This is a genomic window from Endozoicomonas sp. OPT23 (assembly GCF_009653635.1).
Taxonomy (GTDB): Bacteria; Pseudomonadota; Gammaproteobacteria; order Pseudomonadales; family Endozoicomonadaceae; genus Endozoicomonas_A.
This window is the reverse complement of sequence record NZ_PPFD01000006.1, coordinates 592,051-611,318: the sequence shown is the minus strand read 5'-3', so window position 1 is coordinate 611,318 and position 19,268 is coordinate 592,051. Positions and strand designations below refer to the sequence as shown.

The following is a 19,268-nucleotide window of genomic DNA, read 5'->3' as shown; positions in this document are numbered from 1 at the left end:
CCAATAATGAAGAAAACTCTATTGATCCGTGTTCCACCGCCACTGACCTCTCTTTCAGGTGATGCTGTGGTGCAGTGGGCCTGTTTTGGTAGTAACGGCCAGATGCAGGGGGAGGTTCATGTTTCCGGTTTGGAACAGACACGATCCGAATGGCTGGAGCTGCAGTCGGGTTATGATGCAGAAAAGGACTCTGAAGGCGCTTTGGCGGAAGAGTTTCTTCCGGACGAAACAATTATTCTGCTTCCGGCAACGATGGTTGTTCATCGTCAGCTCGATGTCAGCCCTGGACAAAAAAAGCACCTCAATACTGCCTTGCCTTTCATGCTTGAAGAAGAAACGGCTGAAGATGTCGAATCATTGCATCTGGTCAGCCAGCTGGTGCCAAAAACTGACCAGGTTTTAGTATCAGCGATCAAGCACCAGTTAATACAGAAGATTCTTGTTACCTTCGAAGAAATGGGGCTGACGGTTCAGCACGTGCTGGCAGAGCAGCAGCTGATTGATCCTGAAGTCAGTGCTATCAGTCTTTATCCTGAAAGTCGTTCAATCCTTATGGCAAGGCCTGGGCAGGCAGCCGTTGAGTTGGACTATGATGCTGTAGAGCTTATTCTCAGCAATTGGCAGGAAGTTTCTGAAGAGTCAGGTGTGCAGATTGCAGACAGCGCAGAGCCTCAGGTTGCACGGGTTTGCTTAAAATTTTCAGAAGGTATTCTGCCGACACCAGAAGAGAATCGATTGAGTATCAGACGCTCGCTGGACGAGGCTGGCTGGCTTGTGACTGAAGAACCACTGAGGCAGTCACTGTTCGAACATCTGGCAGAGAAGTACTTTAAAACCAAAAGAGGCGTCAGGCGGGTCGATTTGCGTTCTGGCGTTTATCAATGCCCAAGAAAAGCCAGCAGGCAAATACGCCGTTGGAAACCTCTCGCTCTGGTTGCTTCGTTCTGGCTGGTGATGGAAATGGGGTTGATGATTACTGAAGGCTTTTTCTTTCAGCATAAAGCCCAAGAGCTCTGGTCGAACAGTGCCGGTTTGTATCTGGAGGTGTTTCCTCAAGATCAGATGGTGATTGATGCCAGGAAAACAGTCAGTGCCAGTGTGGATATTAAAAGCCGCATGGAGAGTCGGCTGAAGAAGACCGGGAATACTGTGGCAGGAGAGCCTTTTTTACCGATGCTGCAACAGGTCTCGAAAATATCAGCCTCGATCAAAGACAGTAACCTGAAGCCCGTCACTATGGATTTTAATGAGGTGAGTGGCAAGTTGATACTGGACCTGAAAGCAGACTCTCTGGAAGGTGTTGAAAAACTGTTGGCTGCGGTTAAATCTGATGGTTTGAATGCCAAGCTGGACAATGCCAATCAGGAAAAGACGGGTGTGAATGCCCGAATGACAATTGACAGGTAGAGCCATCATGAAGCTACTAAACACTCTTGATCAGCTACCTGTTATTCAGCAGCTGAAAGAAAAATATGAACTCTTGCAAGAGAAAGATCGCAGGGCTCTGTCGTTGCTTTCGATAGCACTTGTGGTGGCGGTATTCTATTTCATGGTCTGGGAACCTGTGGCAGGCTGGAGTAGTTCTCAGGAAGCAGAGTATAAGCGACAACTGAATACGTATGAGTGGATGCAGGTTAATGCTGAGTCTGCAAAGCAGTCGATTAAAAAACAAAAGTCGGGCATGGGACAGAAGGATCTATCTTCAGTGGTTTCATCGACTTCCAGACAGGCTGGTCTTGTTCTACATCGAGTGCAACCTGATCGTAAAGGTCTGGGGGTCTGGATAGAAGATGCCGCTTACCAAAAGCTGCTTATGTGGTTGATTACTCTTAACACTCGCTATCAGATCGATCTGCAACAGGTCAAAATCGAGAAGGGCAAAGAGGAGGGACGTGTTAAGGCGGTATTGCACTTGGCACGATAGAGCCTTCTTATATAAAAAGGATGGTCTTCGATATGAAGATCGTCCATTCCTGTCATTATTACCTCACTGCGAATCTCTCTTGAAATAGTCTATTGACAGGCTGTCCATATTCCGTAAAATGCCCAGTCAAATTCAACGACGTTTGATTTTTTGGGTGATTAGCTCAGCTGGGAGAGCAGCTGCCTTACAAGCAGCGGGTCGGCGGTTCGATCCCGTCATCACCCACCATCTCTTTATGAGATTGCGTGACTCATGATTGTGTATAAATAATCATGAAATGCAGCGGACCGGTAGTTCAGTTGGTTAGAATGCCGGCCTGTCACGCCGGAGGTCGCGGGTTCGAGTCCCGTCCGGTCCGCCATCTATTAAAAAGCCTGAAGACGACAGTTTTCGGGCTTTTTTGTATGAAGGAAAAACTATTTTTCTCGGTAACTGGTCCCAGTTAGCTAAATTTTCAAAAAATCTACTTTCTTCACCTGTTAATCTGTTGCTGTAACGGAAATTTGGTTTATACTCATTGTGAATAGCTTGAAGCCATGTAATATGGGCACCACGTTATAAGTGCGTTTGATTCTTTATGTATAGATTTAGTGTTCCGAGAGTAGTATCTCGTCCTGTTCTGCCATAAGTAATAACAAAACTTCTAGCTTAACCGCCTTTCAGTCCATCAGGGTTGGAAAGCACATTTACTTTGATACACAGGATATAGATATGTCTACTACTACCGGTACCGTTAAGTGGTTCAACGAAGAGAAAGGTTTTGGTTTCATCGCTCAGGACAACGGTCCTGACGTGTTTGCTCACTTCCGTCAGATCGTTGGCGACGGCTTCAAGACACTGAAAGAAGGCCAGCAGGTTGAATTTCGTGTAACTCAGGGTCAAAAAGGCCCACAAGCTGAAGATATCCGTCCTCTGTAAGGATTGGATTGCACCAGCTGCAATTAGAAGCTTCTTGCTCTAGAGTGTGAAGTTGAAAAAAAGGCAATCTTTAGGTTGCCTTTTTTATTGCCTGTAAGAAAGTCTTTGTAGAAGGTGTGCTGGCAAAATTATCTAGCACATATGTATCAAATAGATATTAGAGCTCTATTATTCTATCCACTCAATAACATCTGTCTCTTGATGCCGAGTTTTGGGGAAAGGTTCATTTTCCCTGTAGCCGAACGCAACCATGCAGCTGACACCAAATTCACCTCTTTTCAGTAAATTCAGCTCAGTCATTTTTTCTTCCAAAGGTTCACGATCAAAGCCTTCTATAGGGCAGGAATCGATTCCTATTTGGGCGGCCACGCTCATCATATTACCGAGAGCGATATAGGTCTGTTTACAGGACCAGTCAAACATGGCTCTGGGTGATTCAGTCAGGCTGAAATGTTCTTCCTGAAACTGTTTATAAAAACCTGACTTCATCTCAATTACTTCATTGGGAAGCTGGCTGATATTTTTCATATGATCGAGAATGTAATCCGAGGCGTGATGCATACTCGATTCACGTCGTGCAAGAATAACTACAAAATGGCTGGCTGTCGGAAGTTGTCCTTGCGCTCCCCAGCATAGGGGGTGAAGTTCTTCTCGAGTCTCGGAATTTTGTATGACGAGAAATTTCCAGGGTTCAAAGCCGAATGAGCTTGGGGATAGTCTTGCTGCTTCCATAATAAAAGAAAATTCTTCATCGGAGATTTTTTTCTCCAGATTAAAGCTCTTGCAGGCATGTCGAAAATTGAAGGCATTAAGGATCTGCTGGCGAAGTGCTGCTTTCATCTCTAAATCTTTCGGTTGAAGGAGGTATGCAAAGCATAGCCACTCAAATTTTGAGTGGTGAGAAAATCGAGCTCGGAGAAAGGGTTATTATTGATTGCCTTTCAGGTCAGTATTTAAGGCTACTTAAAGTGTCGTTTATTTAGGCCGTAAAACAGGCTGTTAGCTGCGAGGCTGCCGGTAAAAATATTCAGGATAAGTACTAGTATGTTGATGTAGTCATCGAGCATCTTTGCGGATATTTTTGTGGGTATGGCAGAAATAAATCGATGATTCTCAATACTATGGGCAATTTCTTCACTGGAGAAGACAATGTCAAAGCCTGCGATGGCACCGAAGATAATCAGGGTCATACTGACAACAAGGTAGTGCCATTGGTGTTGGCTTTGTGTCAGTGCCAGCAGTAATAAAATGATCGATAAGGCGTAGCCAATAAAACCGTAGGCAGGAAAGTGTTGATAGGGCTGAAACAACAGGGATACGCAGCCAAGTATGAAAAAAAGCAGGATGGCTGATAACCAGCAGGACAGAAACCATGAGTTGGTGGTTTTACGCAAATCAGGCCTCATCGGTGAGTTGGCAAAGCAAAAGATCTTTCTAAAAGAAATATAATACTTAGGGCTTTTAGTCAAATTGTTGGAGTTTGTTAGATGGCTTGCTTTAATTTTATTTTGTTATCGTCCATATGAGGTATATGGGTATAAAGGGGTATTTTTAATGCAGTTATTGGCTTGATGTGTGAACTGGGTCAAATTATTAGGGGTGATCTGACGTTTAATTACAGGCAGACTTTGTTGGCATCGGACCGATGGACATAACCTTTTGTGATAGTGGATGTTGCTACTGGTATAGGGCTCAACGCTTAGTCAGCCTGCTCCGGGTTCATTCTGTTAAACAATAATAGTAAGGAAGTTATGTTGAATCTTATCTCCAGATGGGCTTTATCCCTCTTTCTGTTTGGAGCGTTCAGTTTTAATGCTATTGCAGCTCAATTAAGTGTTGGTAATGAAGCCTTTACTGAGCAGCGATTGCTGGCTGAATTAACAAAACAATATCTGAACAGTCAGGGGCATGAAATCACCAGTAAGGGTGATATGTTTGATAAAAACCTGCGCCGCTCAATCGTGTCGGGTCGTGTCGATATTGCCTGGTTCTACACTGGCTCTGCCCTGAGAGATTTCAATCAGATTGAAACAGCCATGACTCCGGTTCAGGCCTATGAACTGGTTAAAAAACTGGATAAATCCCATGGCATTCTCTGGTTGGATATGTCCGAAACCAATAATAGTTATGGCATTGCTGTAAGAAGGGAGGATGCCGAGAAATATGGCATCAATAATATGTCTGAGCTGGATCGTCTCATGTTGGAAAACTCCCATTGGAAGCTGGCAACAGACTCCTCTTTCTATTCAAGAAAGGATGGTTTGAAGCCACTGATGAAGCATTACGCTCATAAGATGTCTCATGGTAATTTGAAAATCATGAAGCCGGATGAAACTTATGACGCCCTGAAAAGTGGTCGTGTAGATATTGCTATGGTGTATGCAACCGATGGACGTATTAAGGCTTATGATCTGGTTGTTCTTGAAGATGACAAGCATTTCTTCCCTGGCTATATTCTGGCACCAGTAGTTTCGGCAACGCTTCCTGCTGAGGAGCAGGCTCAGGTGACAGCTTTACTGAACAATCTCTCCGGGGTACTGACGACAGAGAGTATGATTGAGATGAATGGCCGAGTTGATCTTGAGCAGAAGTCTGTGAGAGAAGTAGCGAGCCACTTCCTGAAAGCAAATAAGCTGCTGTAATCATTCTTGTTGTTGCTGAATGTCTCTTTTCGTTTGTCGTAAAGAGGCATTGGCTGGCTTAACTGCAGGATTCTATTGCGTTGGGTGAGCTGTAACTGTGTTTTAACTCTACAACCTCTACTTTGTAGTTCTTGTACCAGCGATTTTTTCCTTTTTCTTGTGCTTCTATGTGCTTAGAACAATTTTTCCACTCTTTGATGCTGGCAAGATCTGGCCAGTAAGAAATGGCCAGCTCCTGTGAGTGCTCGCTGAATGATTTGAATTCAATGCAGCCGTATTTTTCAATAGCCAGCGTTCGCAGTTCTCCGGCCATTGAAAAATATTCAGAGTCGATTTCATTCATTTCTGCGCTAAAGATAACAGCAAACATTAGTCTTCCATAGCCAGATAGTCGGGCGCTTCTTCGATTTTCAAAAGCCACTGTTTTATGGCTGGGTACTTCTTCAGATCAAAGCCGCCTTCATCGGCTACATGGGTGTAACCGTACAGTGAGATGTCTGCAGTGGTCATCTGTTCACCCGTTAGGAATGGTGCTGTCTGCAATTGCTGCTCCATAATATGTAGAGCTTTGTGACCGCCATCCTGCTTGTTGTAAAACTCGGCTTTTCGTTCGTCAGGCATTCCCTGATATTTATTGATAAACCGGGCAACAGCAATGTATGGCTCATGGCTGTATTGTTCGAAGAATTGCCATTGTTGAATCAGAGCCTGCTGAAAAGTATCTTGCGGGTAAAGCTCAGAGCCTGCTGCCAGATAATTCAAGATGGCATTGGACTCTGACAGATATTGATCATCGCTCAACTCGAGCAGTGGTATCTTGCCGGTGGGGTTTTTCTGAAGAAACGCAGGTGTGTGAGAATCACCATTCAAAATATCAACATGAACCCACTGATGTTCAATATTGAGCAGCGAAAAAAGTAGTTTGATTTTGTAGCAGTTACCGGACTGACTATCGCCGTATAGGATCATTATTGTTCTCGATGGACGACTGTTTTTTTGAATAGTAATGTTTATGCTGTGGGCTGTATAGCACAAGAGCCGTGTTGGCGGCTCTTGTGCAAAGGTGTAGCAGTTTGAACTGGAAAGGGTTTAACGGCTGGCTGTTTGCTGTTTCTCCAGAGTAATCAGGTCAGCAAGGATTTTTCCAGCCTCAAGGATAAAGGCGTCATCATCCTTGTCCTTGCTTTTCTTTTTGCCGTGGTTGGCAGCCGTTTCTTTTTGCTCGGCATCTTCCAGCTCATCAAGGTTGTTGAGCAGATTCTGCCCTTTGGACTTCCTCAGTCTGTTTTCTATGGCTAGTCGCTGGCTGCGCATGGTTTGAAGCTCAAGCTTGCGTTTATTTTCATTGAGCGACACTTTTTCAGTGTTTTCGTACCTGGACAAGTAATTTTTCATCTCGTTCAGGTAAACGAAATCTGCATTATCCTTTGTACGCTTGATGTGAGCCTGCTCCAGAGGTTTCAGGTAGGGTTTGAAGTCTCCGTAGGATCTGAAACTGATCGGGCTGATAGTGTCCCAGGGGAGGGCATCTGGCAATTTACTTTCACCTATATCACGGCCGTCATAGAGTGATGGGTAAGTGATGTCGGGTAATACACCCTGATTCTGAGTGCTTTGGCCCGAAATGCGATAGAACTTGGCCAGTGTCAGTTTCAGTTGACCATGATTTAGTGGCTGAATGCTTTGAACAGTGCCTTTACCGTAGGTCTGGCCACCGATAACGATAGCTCGGCCATAATCCTGCATGGCACCGGCAAAGATTTCTGATGCAGAGGCACTTAAGCGGTCGACAACAACGGCCATTGGTCCACCATACACCTGGCTTGGATCAGGATCTTGCTGTCGTTCAGTTCGGCCTCTACTGTCGCGGACAAGAACCGTAGGTCCCTGGTCAATAAATAGCCCGGTCAGCTCATTGGCTTCCTGTAGTGAACCGCCACCGTTGCCGCGAAGATCAACAATAAGACCATCAAGGTTTTTATTCTTCAGATCATTAAGGATTTTCCGCACGTCACGAGTCGTGCTTTTGTAATCCGGATCACCACGTTGTGCAGCTTTGAAATCAATGTAGAAAGTAGGGATTTCAATAACACCGATGCGTTTGGTTTTTTTGCCTTCCTTAACTTCAAGGATACGGCTGCTGGCATCCTGTTCTTCAAGTTTTACCTTGTCACGGACAATCTCATAAATTCTGGTTGTGTTGCTTTTGCTGGAGCCGGGAATCACTTCAAGGCGAACCAGGGTCTGCTTCTTGCCTCGAATCAGTTTTACGACATCATCCAGGCGCATGCCGACAACATCTTCCATTGTACCCTTTCGGCCTTGAGCAACACTGACAATCTTGTCGCCCGGTTTAAGCTGCCCTGCTGTTTCTGCCGGGCCACCTGGAACTACGCTGACTACTTTGGTGTACTCGTCCTCGGAGGATAGAACTGCACCAATACCTTCCAGAGAAAGGCTCATATTGATGTCGAAGTTCTCGGCTGTTTGAGGCGAGAAGTATTGAGTATGAGGGTCAAAGATACCGGTAAAGGAGTTGATGTAAGTCTGAAACGCATCTTCGCTCTTGCTCTGGTGCAGTCTGCGAATCAGGTTGTTATTACGGCGAGTCAGCTGTTCAGAAATCTCTTCATCTGTTTTATTGTTCAGTTTGAGTGATAGGACACTGTCTTTAAACTGTTTACGCCACAGGTTTCGCTGTTCCTTTTTGCTGGTTAGCCATGGCTCTTCCTTGCGATCGACGACAAGGGATTCATCTCGCTTCAGGTCAAGTTTACCAAGACCCTGTTCGACCAATGCCAGCATAAAGCGGGCTCTTTCTTCGGCACGGGTACGGTAGCGGTTAAACATGGCAAAAGCGGGTTTCAGGTCGCCATTCTTCAGAGAGCTGTCCAGCTTCTCCCGGTAACCGTCAAATTCCTTGATGTCACTTTGCAAAAAGAAACTGCGATTAGGGTCCAGTCGATCAAGATAGCGCTGAAAAACCTTCTCGCCATTTTCCTGGTCGATCGGTAATTTTCGGTAATGGTTTCGTGATAAGAGTTGAACCACATTGACACTGGCTATGGCTTGCTGGAGGCTGGGTTTCAGCTCTTCAACATTGCGTCCAAGATCCTGATCGGCAGCAATAGCAATATTAACAGACAGGCATAGTGCAGAGATCCAGCCTAGGGTTACCGAGGTGCTTTTCCTGGCTTTTCGCAGGGTCGGAATCATGAATTATGGAGCTCCGTTTCGTTTTCGTTGAACTTGCCGCCTCGGCGCAGTTACAAAAAGTTCTGTTCAGTCTGGGCTGAAACTGATGTTCAGGCTGTTGCATCAAGATTGAAGAAGAGTCTTGCGAGCAAATTCTGCATTTATGAATCTTTTCATGTAAAAAGAGCCCTGAATTCAAAGTTACCAGTGCTTGCGACAATAATACAATCTATATCCATCTGAGCCAATCGAAGGCGTCCTAGCAGGAACTATCGGCGGGGTTAAGGAAACTTGTTATGAATCAGGAAGTCTATGGGATTCGGGCTGAATCAGGTCATCCAGACTGGCAGAAAATAGCGGTTCCGGAAGTTGGTAAAGGTCAGGTAAAAATCAAGGTTACAGCGGCTGGATTGAATCGAGCCGATCTGGTTCAGTTGGCTGGACAGTATCAACCGCCTTCAGGCACGACTAACGTACTTGGTCTTGAGTGTTCGGGGGTCGTTGTTGAGGCAGGGGAGTTATCGGGCGACTGGGTAGTAGGACAGCGAGTCTGTGCTCTGCTAGCCGGTGGTGGAATGGCTACAGAAGTAGTGTGTGACCATCGACAGTTGCTGCCAATCCCGAGTGGTTGCTCGATGATTGAGGCTGCATCATTAATGGAGACTTTCTCAACCGCATGGCTCAACCTTTTTATGCTGGGGGAAGCCAGAAAAGGCGAAAAAGCGCTGATAATGGCTGGTGGTAGCGGTGTGGGAGTGGCTGCTGTGCAGTTATGTCGTGAGTTTGGTGTTGAGTCTACCGTTGTTGTCGGCAGTGATAAAAAGCTGGCTGAGTGTCTCAGTCTGGGGGCTCAGTCAGGCATTAACAGAAATCGTCAAGATCGGTTGGAGCTAAAACAGTATGGGGCTTTTGATCTGGTTCTGGACTGTTGTGGCGGGGACTGGCTGGAGCATCATTTGTCACTGATGGCTGATGATGGCAGGTTGATTAATATCGGCTTTATGGCGGGTCGATACGGGAAGCTGGATTTTGCCCGGGTATTAATGAAACGTCTGCAAATCAGGGGTTCAACCCTGAGGTTTCTTTCAGTAGAGAGGAAACAGGAAATCCTGACAGATTTGCACAAGCAGGTCTGGCCCTTGATCGATAAGGGCAGTATTCAGCCTGTGCTGGATCAGGTGTTCTCAATCACCGATTGCAAGGCTGCTTTTGCTCATCTGGCCAGTAATCAAACGCTGGGCAAAGTCATCCTGACTCTGCCCGACAGCTGATGAATGCAGGCTCAGTTATAGCCAGTCTCATAACACTGCTCATCAACACCTTTTTGTGTTGGCAGACGGCTTGAGTTTTTCATCAGTGGTTTAGCGGTTTGAGGCCAGGTTTCAAACGCCATGGCCTGAGAGTTTTGCCTAACGCTGTTTCTTTTTCTTGGTCTTGAGGTAGCAAAGTGTTGCTGGGTTTTCATCGTCTTGCCTGACTTTGAATGTGAGTGGGTACTCTTCAAGACTAACAACAATCGGCAGAACCGGTTAGTTGCAATATGTACTTATTAAGCAGCAATGATTAGCGGTATGAAATCAAAAGTAAGCTGGGTAACTGAAATGTGTTCAAATGTTAATCAGAAAGGTGTCCGGACAAACAAAACTGAATGTCCGGATACTGATGAAAATTACAGCGGCAGTTTGTTCATGGAATAAAACTGGCTCAATACGCCGGTCAATTCATAGGCATCACGAACGCCACAGGTTTCACGAATGGAGTGCATGCCAAAGGTTGGCAGGCCAATGTCTAGGGCCTTGACGCCCAGCTCGCCAGCGGTCAGAGGTCCGATGGTGCTGCCGCAACCCATGTCAGTACGGGTCACAAAGTGCTGGCATTGCGCTTTCTCAGCCTGACAGAGAATACGGAACATAGCGCTGGTTTCATCATTGGTGGCGTAACGCTGATTGGCATTCACCTTAATAACGGCACCTTTATTCAGCAGTGGGCCATGGTTGCCGTCATGACGATCCGAGAAGTTCGGATGAACGCCATGAGCGTTATCGGTAGAGATCACCACTGAACGGGCCATGGTGCGAGTCAGTTGTTCGGAAGAACCACAAACACGTTCCAGAATGGATTTCAGCATGGGGCCTTGGGCGCCAACGGCGGTCTGGCTACCTACCTCTTCATGGTCGTTGCAGACCAGAACCATAGGCGAGATTGAGCTCTCGACAGCCTTCAGCATGGCATCCAGACCGACATAACAGCTCAGCAGGTTGTCCAGTCGGGCACTGACGATGAACTCGTTGTTCAAACCTATTACTGCAGCACTCTGGGTGTCATAGAAGCTGATGTCATATTCCAGCACCTCGACAACATTGTCATAGCCCTCGGCATTCAGTTGGGCCTTGAGAATTGAACGGAAGTCCTTTTTCTCTTCTTTGCCCAGCTGACAGAGCACTGGAGGGATATCAGTCTGCGGGTTAATGCTGCGGCTCTTGTTGGCTTCGCGATCAAGGTGGATAGCCAGGCTTGGAATCATGGCAACCGCTTTCTTGAAATTAACGAAGCCGGAAGAGAGTTCGCCAGAATCATTCAAAAACTGTACGCGACCTGCCATGGATAAGTCCCGGTCAAACCATGGGTTCAGCAGCACACCACCATAAACTTCGACACCCAGCTGGAAGTATTGCTGCTTATTCAGCTCAGGTTTTGGTTTCACTTTCAGGCAGGGGGAGTCGGTGTGTGCGCCGACCATGCGGAAACCCTGATCCAGATTACCGTTGGTGAAAGCAACGATGGAAGAGTCGTTGCGGGTCACATAGTAGCGACCCTGGTCAGCGAGCTGCCAGGCGTCAGCTTCTTCCAGTTTTTTGAAGCCTTTTTGTTCCAACCTTTCTGCAATGCTTTTCACTGCGTGGTAAGGCGTGGGAGAATCATTCAGAAATTGAATCAGATCCTGATTGAACAGGCTCTGTTTTTGTTCACTGGTCATATTTATTCCGATTTAAGTATGTGGACATAAAAAACTGAGTGCCTGTCTGTGTCGGACAAGCAACTCATAAATTCGTATGTCCTGGTACTTACTGCAGTTTCTTTTCAAAAGATTAAGGGTCGAATGAAAACGCGTCAAATGAAAGAGAGTCGAATGAAAATACTCTTGCTGTCCGCCTATGATGCCATGAGTCATGGCTATTGGCGAAAAGGGCTGGTGAATGCCTTTCCCGAATACGACTGGACAGTATTGACGCTGCCTCCCAGATATTTCAGCTGGCGCTTGCGCGGTAACAGCTTGAGCTGGGCCTGGGGAGAGCGTGAGACCCTGGAGGCAGATTATGATCTGTTGATCTGTACGTCAATGACAGACCTTTCGGCTCTCAAGGGTATGGTACCATCTCTGGCGGCTATTCCCACGCTTTGCTACTTCCATGAAAACCAGTTTGCCTACCCAGCCTCTGCTAATCAGTCGCAGACCGTGGAGCCGCAGATTCTTAATATCTATACGGCTTTGGCTGCTGATCATGTGTTGTTTAATACAGCCTACAACCGTCATACTTTTCTGGAAGGTGCGAAAGCACTGTTACGAAAATTGCCGGACCATGTACCAGCTAATGTGATTGAGCAGCTTGAGCGAATTTCATCGGTTTTGCCTGTCCCTTTGCCGGAAAAAGTGTTTCAGAATAAGGGGGAGAGTAGTGACAGCTGTCTGCATATTCTCTGGAATCATCGCTGGGAGTACGATAAAGCACCGGAACGCCTGTTTAAAGCCATTGAACTTCTAGAACAAAAAAATACCGATTTCAAACTTCACGTAGTCGGTCAAGGCTTTCGAAACTCACCTGCCGTCTTTGCAGCTGCTCGAGAGCAGTATGCAGATGTTATTGGTCACTGGGGTTATGTTGATAGCGAAGCTGAATATCGTCGTTTGCTGTCAACTTGTGATCTGGTGATATCGACAGCTATTCACGATTTCCAGGGAATTGCAGTACTGGAGGCTGTGGCCGCCGGATGTTTGCCGGTAGTGCCTGACAGGCTTGCTTATAAAGAGCTCTTTGCAAACCGGTTTCGTTATGAGTCCTATAATGATCTAGAGCTGGAATCGAAAGCTCTTGCGGAAAAACTGTTTGAGTATTCAGTTATGAAGGAGGAGGGGTGGTTGCCGGAAGCTCCAAGTGTCAGCGGTTTAAGCTGGAGTTCACTCAGAGCTTGTTATGATCAGCGTATAACTGAGCTGGCAGAAAAAGGCTGAGATAGAGTCTTAATCAGGTAGTTGAACGTTCACTTCCAGATAAGAGTGTTGTTCATCATTCTCAAGACGAATAGATACATTGTCTTTTGAAATCTGAATGTACTTCTCAACGACTTTAAGAATATCTTCCTGCATGGCAGGTAAAAAGTCATGACTGACGGAACGAGACATTCGCTCGTGTGCCACCAGTATTTGCAGCCTCTGCTTTGCCACAGAGGCGCTGCAGGTACTTTCCTTGTTACTTTTGAACATATCCAATAGGCTCATGCCCTGCTCCCGAACATTTTCTGCAGAAATCCTTTTCTGGGCGGTTCAGTAAAACGGTGTGGCAGCTCCGCACCCAGGAAACGGGCTACCATGTCTCTATAGGCTTGGCCGGCATCACTGTCATCCTGATGAATGACCGGTACACCATGGTTCGATGCTTTCAGTACTGAAGGTGATTCAGGAATCACTGCCAGCAGTGGGATAGCCAGAATATCGGTCACATCCTCAACGGTCAGCATATCGCCATTATCAACCCGGCTCGGATTGTAGCGAGTCAGTAACAGGTGTTCCTTAACCGGCTCAAGATTCAGTTCCGCCCTGCGAGATTTACTCTGAAGAATACCCAGAATGCGATCAGAATCACGAACCGAAGACACTTCAGGGTTCGTAGTGATAATCGCTTCGTCAGCAAAATAGAGTGCCATCAGGGCACCGTGCTCAATGCCGGCAGGAGAGTCGCAGACGATGTATTCAAAGTCTTCAGACAGCTCTGCAAACACCTTTTCAATGCCTTCTCTGGTCAGGGCATTCTTATCACGAGTTTGTGATGCTGGCAGAACACAGAGGTTATCCGTGTGCTTGTCCTTAATGAGGGCCTGATGAAGCGCTGCTTCGCCATTAATGACATTAATCAGGTCATAAACGACGCGGCGCTCACAACCCATGATTAAATCCAGGTTACGCAGGCCAACATCAAAATCGATGACCACGGTCCTGTGACCTTGCATGGCAAGACCTGTGGCGAAAGACGCGCTGGTTGTGGTTTTACCAACACCACCCTTTCCTGATGTTACAACGACGATGCGAGCCAACTTGACTTCCTGTATACGACTATGAGTTGGGATAGGAGAGTATTTCCTAAAGTGCCCTGATACGCAAGTGACCCGTTTCACGCATTACACAAGCCGATTGTCCCCAGAGTTCTGACCATGGGCTGTGATCTGGCTGACAGGTCAATTTATATTGTCCGCAGATGGAGACCAGCTCTGCTTCAAATCGTGTTGCGTAAATTCTGGCGTCTGAATCGGTGCTGTTGATGCCAGCCAGAGCTCTACCTCTGAGTGGGCCATAAATATGGATGCTGCCACCCGCAAGAAGCTCAGCGCCGGCACTGACAGGTGCCATGACGATTAAATCACCTTCCGAGAAAACCTGTTGTCCGGAGCGAACCGGTGTAGTGATTATTTTTGTTGCGACAGGTTTCGGGAAGCTGCTTTCCTGAGGGTCTATCGATTCGATGTCTACGTTTTTATCCGGGTCTGCCAGCATTACAACATTGCTTTGTTTCTCGGCTTTCTGAGCGGGAAGCCAGGCAATGTTGGCAATTCCGGCTTCTTTCTTTTGATGTTGACTGCCTCCTCGAATAGCAACAAGTACCATGCCAGCCTCATGCAGCAGGTGTTTTGCTCTGCTGACATTAAAGGCTCTATCGTTGCGGAGTTGATCAAGAGCGATGATCACAGGTGTCTGTTGAAAGAAGCTGGGTGCTTTATCAGCCATAGAGGCTAGTTGTTCAGCAAGGTCATCCACTGACGGGCTGTGCAATTCCAGTGTGGTCAGTGTATAAATACTGCCTTTCAGCTGAAATGCAGCTGCTGGTTGCCTGTTGCTTTGTGTTTGAGTCATGGCACGTCTTTACAGCTTGTTAGAGTGGCCTGTATCAGGCAAGGTCAAGGTTATGGCCTTACTGATGAAAGCTCAAGCGATTTTACAGGCTCGATGACCGGTTACGCAGTTGTTACGAGTTAAATAATATTGGAATCACAATGTCGACACCCGTGAGTAACACGACAGAAGCAGATCAATTTCACTGGCAGTTTGTTCAGCCCAAATACTGGCTTACCTGGTTGGGTTTAGGGTTCACCGCTCTTGTTTCATTGTTGCCCTATTCTGCATTGCGACTTCTCGGAAAAGGACTGGGGCGGCTGCTATTGAAATTTGGTGGTTCCAGGGTGCGAATTGCCAGAACAAACCTTGAGAAATGCTATCCGGAACTGTCTGAGAATGAGCGACAGCAGTTGTTGGAAAAAAACTTTGAATCCACTGCTATGGGCTTGGTTGAAGTATTGATGGCCTGGTGGTGGCCGCGGTCACGACTGGAAAAGTTGGTGACCTATAAAGGCCTTGGGCATCTGAAGTCTGATTCAGGGCAGGGCAACCTTCTGTTGATATTGCATTTCACTACTATTGAAATAGCGGGTGCGCTGATCACTATGAAGCACAGTGTTGATGCAACCTATCGTGAGCACAAAAATCCGGTATTTGAATATATGCAGCGCCGTCAGCGCCTGCGTTATGACTCTGGCAGCTGTCTGCTGGGGCGCAGGGATATTCGCGGCATGCTGCGTTCCATGAGGCAGGGTAAGACGGTCTGGTATTCCCCTGATCAGGATTACGGCCCGAAACAGAGTGTCTTTGCACCTTTCTTTGGTATTGAAACGGCTTCTGTCACTGGTACTTCCCGTATGGCAAAAATGGGCAGGGCCAGAGTGGTCCCCATGACAGTTACCCGTCGTGATGATGGTAAGGGCTATGTGCTGGAAGTTATGTCTTCCTGGGACGATTTCCCGGTTGGAGACGATTTACAGGATGCCACTAGGGTGAACCAGTTTGTTGAAGCGCAGGTGAGAAAGAATCCCGATCAGTATATGTGGCTGCATCGTCGTTTTAAAACCAGGCCGGAAGGTGAGTCTGGTTTTTACTGACTCCATGATTGAAAGAACATAATGAATAAAGAACGTTTTGATGCGCTACTGGCAACAGTAAATATAAAGAATCAGATTGATCTCGGCAGTGACTGGTCCAATGGCAGCGAGACCTATTTCAGTGAATTGAAGAGTGAGCTGGATGAGGTTGCTGAAGAGCTGGAGTCTGGACGTCGCTGTTATTTGGAGGATGAATTGGGTGATGTGCTCTGGGATTACCTGAATTTGCTGACAAGTCTGGAACAGGAGGGGCGGATTTCTATTGAGTCTGTTCTGGAGCGTGCTGACAGGAAATACCACGAACGTATATCAGGCATTCAGCAGGGTAAGAGCTGGAAGCAGGTGAAAGAACAGCAGAAGGGAAAGCTGGCGAAAGAGTTTGCTGAGACGGACTAGTTGGCTGGTTGATAAGTAGATAGACAAAAGCTGCCAGAAGGCAGCTTTTGTCGCTTATGGCGCAGGTAAAAGAACGTTAACCTGCAACCATCAGACGAATAGCATCCAGTCTCAACATAGCGTTTTGCAGACACTGATGGCCCATCGCTGCTCTCAGCTTCAGGTGTTCAATCTCTTCATCACGCACATTCGGGTTCACTGCTTTCAGTGCCGCCAGACGTTTGATCTCTTCTGTAACGCTGCCCAGTAGAGATTTGCAGGCATCGGCGACAATGGGCGTCACCTGTTGCTTGGCATAACCCTCTGCGGTTCCCAGCATGGCCAGAATCGGTTCACGCTGTGCTTTCACCAGTTTCTTCGCCATACCTTTCTTGATAGGCTGCAACTGCGCGTTCAGCGTATCAAAGGCAACCTTTTCGGCCAGGTTGTTCTTACCCGGGTCAATCAGGCAGCGAATAGGCGTCGGTGGCAGATAACGATCCAGCTGCAACTGTTTCTCGCCAGCGGCTTCAATCACATAGATCGCTTCCAGCAGCATGGTGCCCGGCTTCAGTGCCTTGTTTTTCAACAGAGCGACTGAGGTGTTACCCATATCACTGGTTAACAACAGATCCATGCTCTCGCTGACCATTGGGTGTTCCCAGGTCAGGAAGTGCATGTCCTCGCGAGACAGCGCCATTTCACGGTCAAAGGTCACAGTACAGCCGTCAGCAGGCAAGCCCGGGAAAGACGTCACCATATGACTGCCGGGACGAATCACCAGGCAATGTTTGGAGTGATCTTCTGAATCAACACCAAAACCTTCAAACAGCTTTTCCATATAGCGTTTCAACTGTCGAGGCTCTTCCTGTTCCTCGATATCGTTGATCAGGTCTTCCGCTGAAACGGTGCCGCGAGAGTTAATCTCCAGCAGACGATCACGACCATTATGAAGATGGTCGCTCATTTCGGCGTTCAGTGCTGCAGTACGTTCCAGCAGTGGCTGAATATCTTCCAGTGTCGTATTACGGACAGGTGAAAGAGCTTCTGAAAACTCTTCGCCCAGCTGTTCGTAGACAGTGCTGCCGGAAGGACAGGTATCTGCAAAACCGTTCAAACCATGATTATACCAATGGAACATCAGCTCCTGACTGGTACCGGTAATATACGGTACATGAATCTTGATGGTTTCAGTCTGGCCAATTCGGTCCAGACGACCAATACGCTGTTCCAGCAGGTCCGGATGACCCGGTAGATCAAACAGTACCAGGTGATGTGCGAACTGGAAGTTACGACCTTCACTGCCGATTTCGGAGCAGACCAGCACCTGTGCACCGTACTCTTCATCCGCAAACCAGGCAGCAGAGCGATCACGCTCAACGATGGACATATTCTCGTGGAAGATTGCTGCCGGAATACCGGACAGAACCCGCAGCGCAGCTTCCAGATCCAGAGCGGTATCAGCGTTGGCACAGATCACCAGCACTTTCTGCTTCTTGAGCAGTTTCAGCAGGTCAATCAGCCATTCGACTCTAGGGTCTACTTTCCACCAGGGGTCCATATCATCGACTTTAATATGTCGCTGATAAGCCAGCTCAGGGTAGAGAGAGCCGGATGTTTCCGTCTCTTCTTCCTGAGCAATCTGGTAGAGCTCAGGCATTTCCTGTGGATAGCCCTGAACAACACGTCCTGGGAAGCCGCCAACCGCTGCACGGGTATTTCTGAACAGTACACGACCAGTGCCGTGACGATCCAGAAGGTTTCTCAGGAGCTGAGTACGAGCGTCTTCACATTCTTCCGGTGAGCCGGTATTAATGGCTTCAATCAGAGGTTTGCAACCGTCGCCCAGAAAACCGATCAGGTGATTGCAGGAGGCTTCAGGGAGTTGGTCATTATCGAGCAACTCCTGAACGGCATCAGCAACCGGTTCATAACTGCGCTCTTCTTCCTGATAGGCAGCGAGATCGTGGAAACGGTCAGGGTCCAGCAGGCGAAGGCGGGCAAAATGGCTTTCCGGTCCCATCTGTTCTGGTGTTGCTGTTAGCAGCAAGAGACCTGGAATGTGGCGAGACAGATTTTCAACCACCTGATACTCACGACTCGGTTCGTCTTCAGACCAGATCAGGTGATGGGCCTCATCGATGATCATCAGGTCCCAGTCGGCGTCGAGCGCCTGCTGGTAACGATCTTCGTTCTGGCTGATAAAATCCAGACTGCAGAGAATCAGTTGTTCAGCGTTGAACGGATTGTCGGCATCAGCTGCACGACAGCGTTCTTCATCAAACAGACTGAAATGCAGATTGAAACGACGCAGCATCTCGACCAGCCACTGGTGCTGAAGTGTTTCAGGCACCAGAATCAGAACCCGACGGGCACGCTCGGTAATCAGCTGTTGATGCAGAATCAGGCCGGCTTCAATGGTTTTACCCATGCCAACTTCATCGGCCAACATTACTCGAGGTGCGTGACGTCCAGATACTTCACGGGCAATATTCAGCTGGTGCGGAATCAGACTGGTTCTTGGACCAATCAAACCCCGCATGGCTGTGCTGCGTAAACGACTGTTGTTCTGCAGTGTCTTGTAGCGCAGGGAGAAGTTACTGTTCTGATCAATCTGACCAGCCAGCATTCGGTCCTGCGGTTTATTAAAGTGAATAAAGTTACCCAGCTCTGATTCGGGTAGCTCTTTCGGCTCCCCATCAGGTAGTAAACCTTTATATAGATGCAGACCATGTTCTTCGATGACTTCCGTCACCGTCATGATCCAGCCTTCATGGCTCTCAACCTTATCGCCAGGATTAAACTGTACCCGGGACAACGGGCAGTTATGCAGAGAGTAAAGTCGGGTTTCACCCGTGGCGGGGAACAGCAGGGTGACCATGCGACTGTCAAATGTCAGAACGGTACCTAACCCTTGTTCTGATTCGGTGTCGCTGATCCAGCGCTGCCCGGAAACGAAGCTCGTCATGTCGTGACTACATACCTTGCCAGACAAAAAGGCCGCTATATTA

Annotated in this window: 19 protein-coding genes and 2 tRNA genes; 10 read left to right on the top strand and 11 right to left on the bottom strand. The window is 47.5% G+C overall.

The window, feature by feature from the left end; translation table 11 throughout:
* The first annotated feature begins 6 nt into the window (after positions 1 to 6).
* The 5 genes from gspL to EOPP23_RS16620 all read left to right on the top strand — a co-directional run bounded on the left by gspL (position 7) and on the right by EOPP23_RS16620 (position 2,842).
* Positions 7 to 1,407, top strand: coding sequence for a type II secretion system protein GspL (gspL, locus tag EOPP23_RS16640; protein ID WP_153767105.1), 1,401 nt, complete (start codon positions 7 to 9; stop codon positions 1,405 to 1,407).
* 7 nt (positions 1,408 to 1,414) lie between these two features.
* Complete coding sequence (gene gspM / locus EOPP23_RS16635) at positions 1,415 to 1,924, top strand: type II secretion system protein GspM (protein WP_153767104.1); 510 nt, start codon at positions 1,415 to 1,417, stop codon at positions 1,922 to 1,924.
* A gap of 152 nt (positions 1,925 to 2,076) precedes the next feature.
* Positions 2,077 to 2,152: transfer RNA gene (locus EOPP23_RS16630), tRNA-Val, on the top strand.
* 56 nt (positions 2,153 to 2,208) lie between these two features.
* A tRNA-Asp gene (locus EOPP23_RS16625) sits at positions 2,209 to 2,285 on the top strand.
* Between the two features lie 350 nt (positions 2,286 to 2,635).
* The gene (locus tag EOPP23_RS16620) at positions 2,636 to 2,842 is read left to right on the top strand and encodes a cold-shock protein (protein ID WP_153767103.1); all 207 of its coding nucleotides are present in this window, start codon (positions 2,636 to 2,638) and stop codon (positions 2,840 to 2,842) included.
* A 168-nt stretch (positions 2,843 to 3,010) separates the two neighbouring features.
* Here EOPP23_RS16620 and EOPP23_RS16615 read toward each other — a convergent pair whose 3' ends face one another.
* Both EOPP23_RS16615 and EOPP23_RS16610 read right to left on the bottom strand, forming a co-directional pair.
* Complete coding sequence (locus tag EOPP23_RS16615) at positions 3,011 to 3,682, bottom strand: NAD(P)H-dependent oxidoreductase (RefSeq protein WP_153767102.1); 672 nt, start codon at positions 3,680 to 3,682, stop codon at positions 3,011 to 3,013.
* A 119-nt stretch (positions 3,683 to 3,801) separates the two neighbouring features.
* Positions 3,802 to 4,236 (bottom strand): hypothetical protein, encoded by a 435-nt coding sequence (locus EOPP23_RS16610; RefSeq protein ID WP_153767101.1) that lies wholly within the window; start codon positions 4,234 to 4,236, stop codon positions 3,802 to 3,804.
* A gap of 357 nt (positions 4,237 to 4,593) precedes the next feature.
* Between EOPP23_RS16610 and EOPP23_RS16605 the strand changes: the two genes are divergently transcribed.
* On the top strand, positions 4,594 to 5,484 hold the full coding sequence (locus EOPP23_RS16605) for a glycine betaine ABC transporter substrate-binding protein (protein ID WP_153767100.1): 891 nt from the start codon (positions 4,594 to 4,596) through the stop codon (positions 5,482 to 5,484).
* A 58-nt stretch (positions 5,485 to 5,542) separates the two neighbouring features.
* Here the strand turns inward: EOPP23_RS16605 and EOPP23_RS16600 are convergent, their stop codons facing one another.
* From EOPP23_RS16600 to EOPP23_RS16590, 3 genes are all read right to left on the bottom strand, one after another.
* Complete coding sequence (locus EOPP23_RS16600) at positions 5,543 to 5,854, bottom strand: antibiotic biosynthesis monooxygenase (RefSeq protein WP_153767099.1); 312 nt, start codon at positions 5,852 to 5,854, stop codon at positions 5,543 to 5,545.
* Entirely contained in the window at positions 5,854 to 6,453 is a 600-nt protein-coding gene (locus EOPP23_RS16595; RefSeq protein ID WP_153767098.1) for a glutathione S-transferase family protein, read from the bottom strand. Before EOPP23_RS16595 ends, EOPP23_RS16600 begins: the two co-directional genes overlap by 1 nt.
* 120 nt (positions 6,454 to 6,573) lie before the next feature.
* Positions 6,574 to 8,700, bottom strand: coding sequence for a carboxy terminal-processing peptidase (locus tag EOPP23_RS16590; RefSeq protein ID WP_153767097.1), 2,127 nt, complete (start codon positions 8,698 to 8,700; stop codon positions 6,574 to 6,576).
* 275 nt (positions 8,701 to 8,975) lie between these two features.
* On the opposite strand from EOPP23_RS16590, the gene EOPP23_RS16585 reads away from it, so the two are divergent.
* Entirely contained in the window at positions 8,976 to 9,950 is a 975-nt protein-coding gene (locus tag EOPP23_RS16585) for an NAD(P)H-quinone oxidoreductase (RefSeq protein WP_153767096.1), read from the top strand.
* A gap of 11 nt (positions 9,951 to 9,961) precedes the next feature.
* Here the strand turns inward: EOPP23_RS16585 and EOPP23_RS16580 are convergent, their stop codons facing one another.
* Positions 9,962 to 10,144, bottom strand: a complete 183-nt coding sequence (locus EOPP23_RS16580) for a hypothetical protein (RefSeq protein WP_153767095.1) — start codon at positions 10,142 to 10,144, stop codon at positions 9,962 to 9,964.
* Between the two features lie 204 nt (positions 10,145 to 10,348).
* Positions 10,349 to 11,656: a M18 family aminopeptidase gene (locus EOPP23_RS16575; protein ID WP_153767094.1), complete on the bottom strand. Its 1,308-nt coding sequence runs from the start codon at positions 11,654 to 11,656 to the stop codon at positions 10,349 to 10,351.
* A 153-nt stretch (positions 11,657 to 11,809) separates the two neighbouring features.
* Here EOPP23_RS16575 and EOPP23_RS16570 point away from each other — a divergent pair, with 153 nt between their 5' ends.
* Positions 11,810 to 12,910 (top strand): DUF3524 domain-containing protein, encoded by a 1,101-nt coding sequence (locus tag EOPP23_RS16570; protein ID WP_153767241.1) that lies wholly within the window; start codon positions 11,810 to 11,812, stop codon positions 12,908 to 12,910.
* 9 nt (positions 12,911 to 12,919) lie between these two features.
* On the opposite strand, the gene minE is transcribed toward EOPP23_RS16570, so the two are convergent.
* From minE to minC, 3 genes are read right to left on the bottom strand one after another with little or no spacing between them, the layout of a single operon-like run.
* A complete protein-coding gene (minE, locus tag EOPP23_RS16565; protein ID WP_153767093.1) occupies positions 12,920 to 13,177 on the bottom strand; it encodes a cell division topological specificity factor MinE in 258 nt (85 codons plus the stop codon).
* Positions 13,174 to 13,989 carry a septum site-determining protein MinD gene (minD, locus tag EOPP23_RS16560; protein ID WP_153767092.1) on the bottom strand — a complete coding sequence of 272 codons (816 nt, stop codon included), beginning with the start codon at positions 13,987 to 13,989 and terminating at the stop codon, positions 13,174 to 13,176. The genes minE and minD overlap by 4 nt, the downstream gene beginning before the upstream one ends.
* A 46-nt stretch (positions 13,990 to 14,035) precedes the next feature.
* Positions 14,036 to 14,803, bottom strand: a complete 768-nt coding sequence (minC, locus tag EOPP23_RS16555) for a septum site-determining protein MinC (RefSeq protein ID WP_153767091.1) — start codon at positions 14,801 to 14,803, stop codon at positions 14,036 to 14,038.
* Positions 14,804 to 14,943: 140 nt separating this feature from the next.
* On the opposite strand from minC, the gene lpxL reads away from it, so the two are divergent.
* Together lpxL and EOPP23_RS16545 are read left to right on the top strand one after the other, a co-directional pair.
* Positions 14,944 to 15,882, top strand: a complete 939-nt coding sequence (gene lpxL, locus EOPP23_RS16550; protein WP_153767090.1) for an LpxL/LpxP family Kdo(2)-lipid IV(A) lauroyl/palmitoleoyl acyltransferase — start codon at positions 14,944 to 14,946, stop codon at positions 15,880 to 15,882.
* Positions 15,883 to 15,903: 21 nt separating this feature from the next.
* On the top strand, positions 15,904 to 16,278 hold the full coding sequence (locus EOPP23_RS16545; protein ID WP_153767089.1) for a MazG nucleotide pyrophosphohydrolase domain-containing protein: 375 nt from the start codon (positions 15,904 to 15,906) through the stop codon (positions 16,276 to 16,278).
* A 76-nt stretch (positions 16,279 to 16,354) separates the two neighbouring features.
* Here the strand turns inward: EOPP23_RS16545 and rapA are convergent, their stop codons facing one another.
* The gene (gene rapA / locus EOPP23_RS16540) at positions 16,355 to 19,225 is read right to left on the bottom strand and encodes an RNA polymerase-associated protein RapA (RefSeq protein WP_153767088.1); all 2,871 of its coding nucleotides are present in this window, start codon (positions 19,223 to 19,225) and stop codon (positions 16,355 to 16,357) included.
* Positions 19,226 to 19,268: the final 43 nt, after the last annotated feature.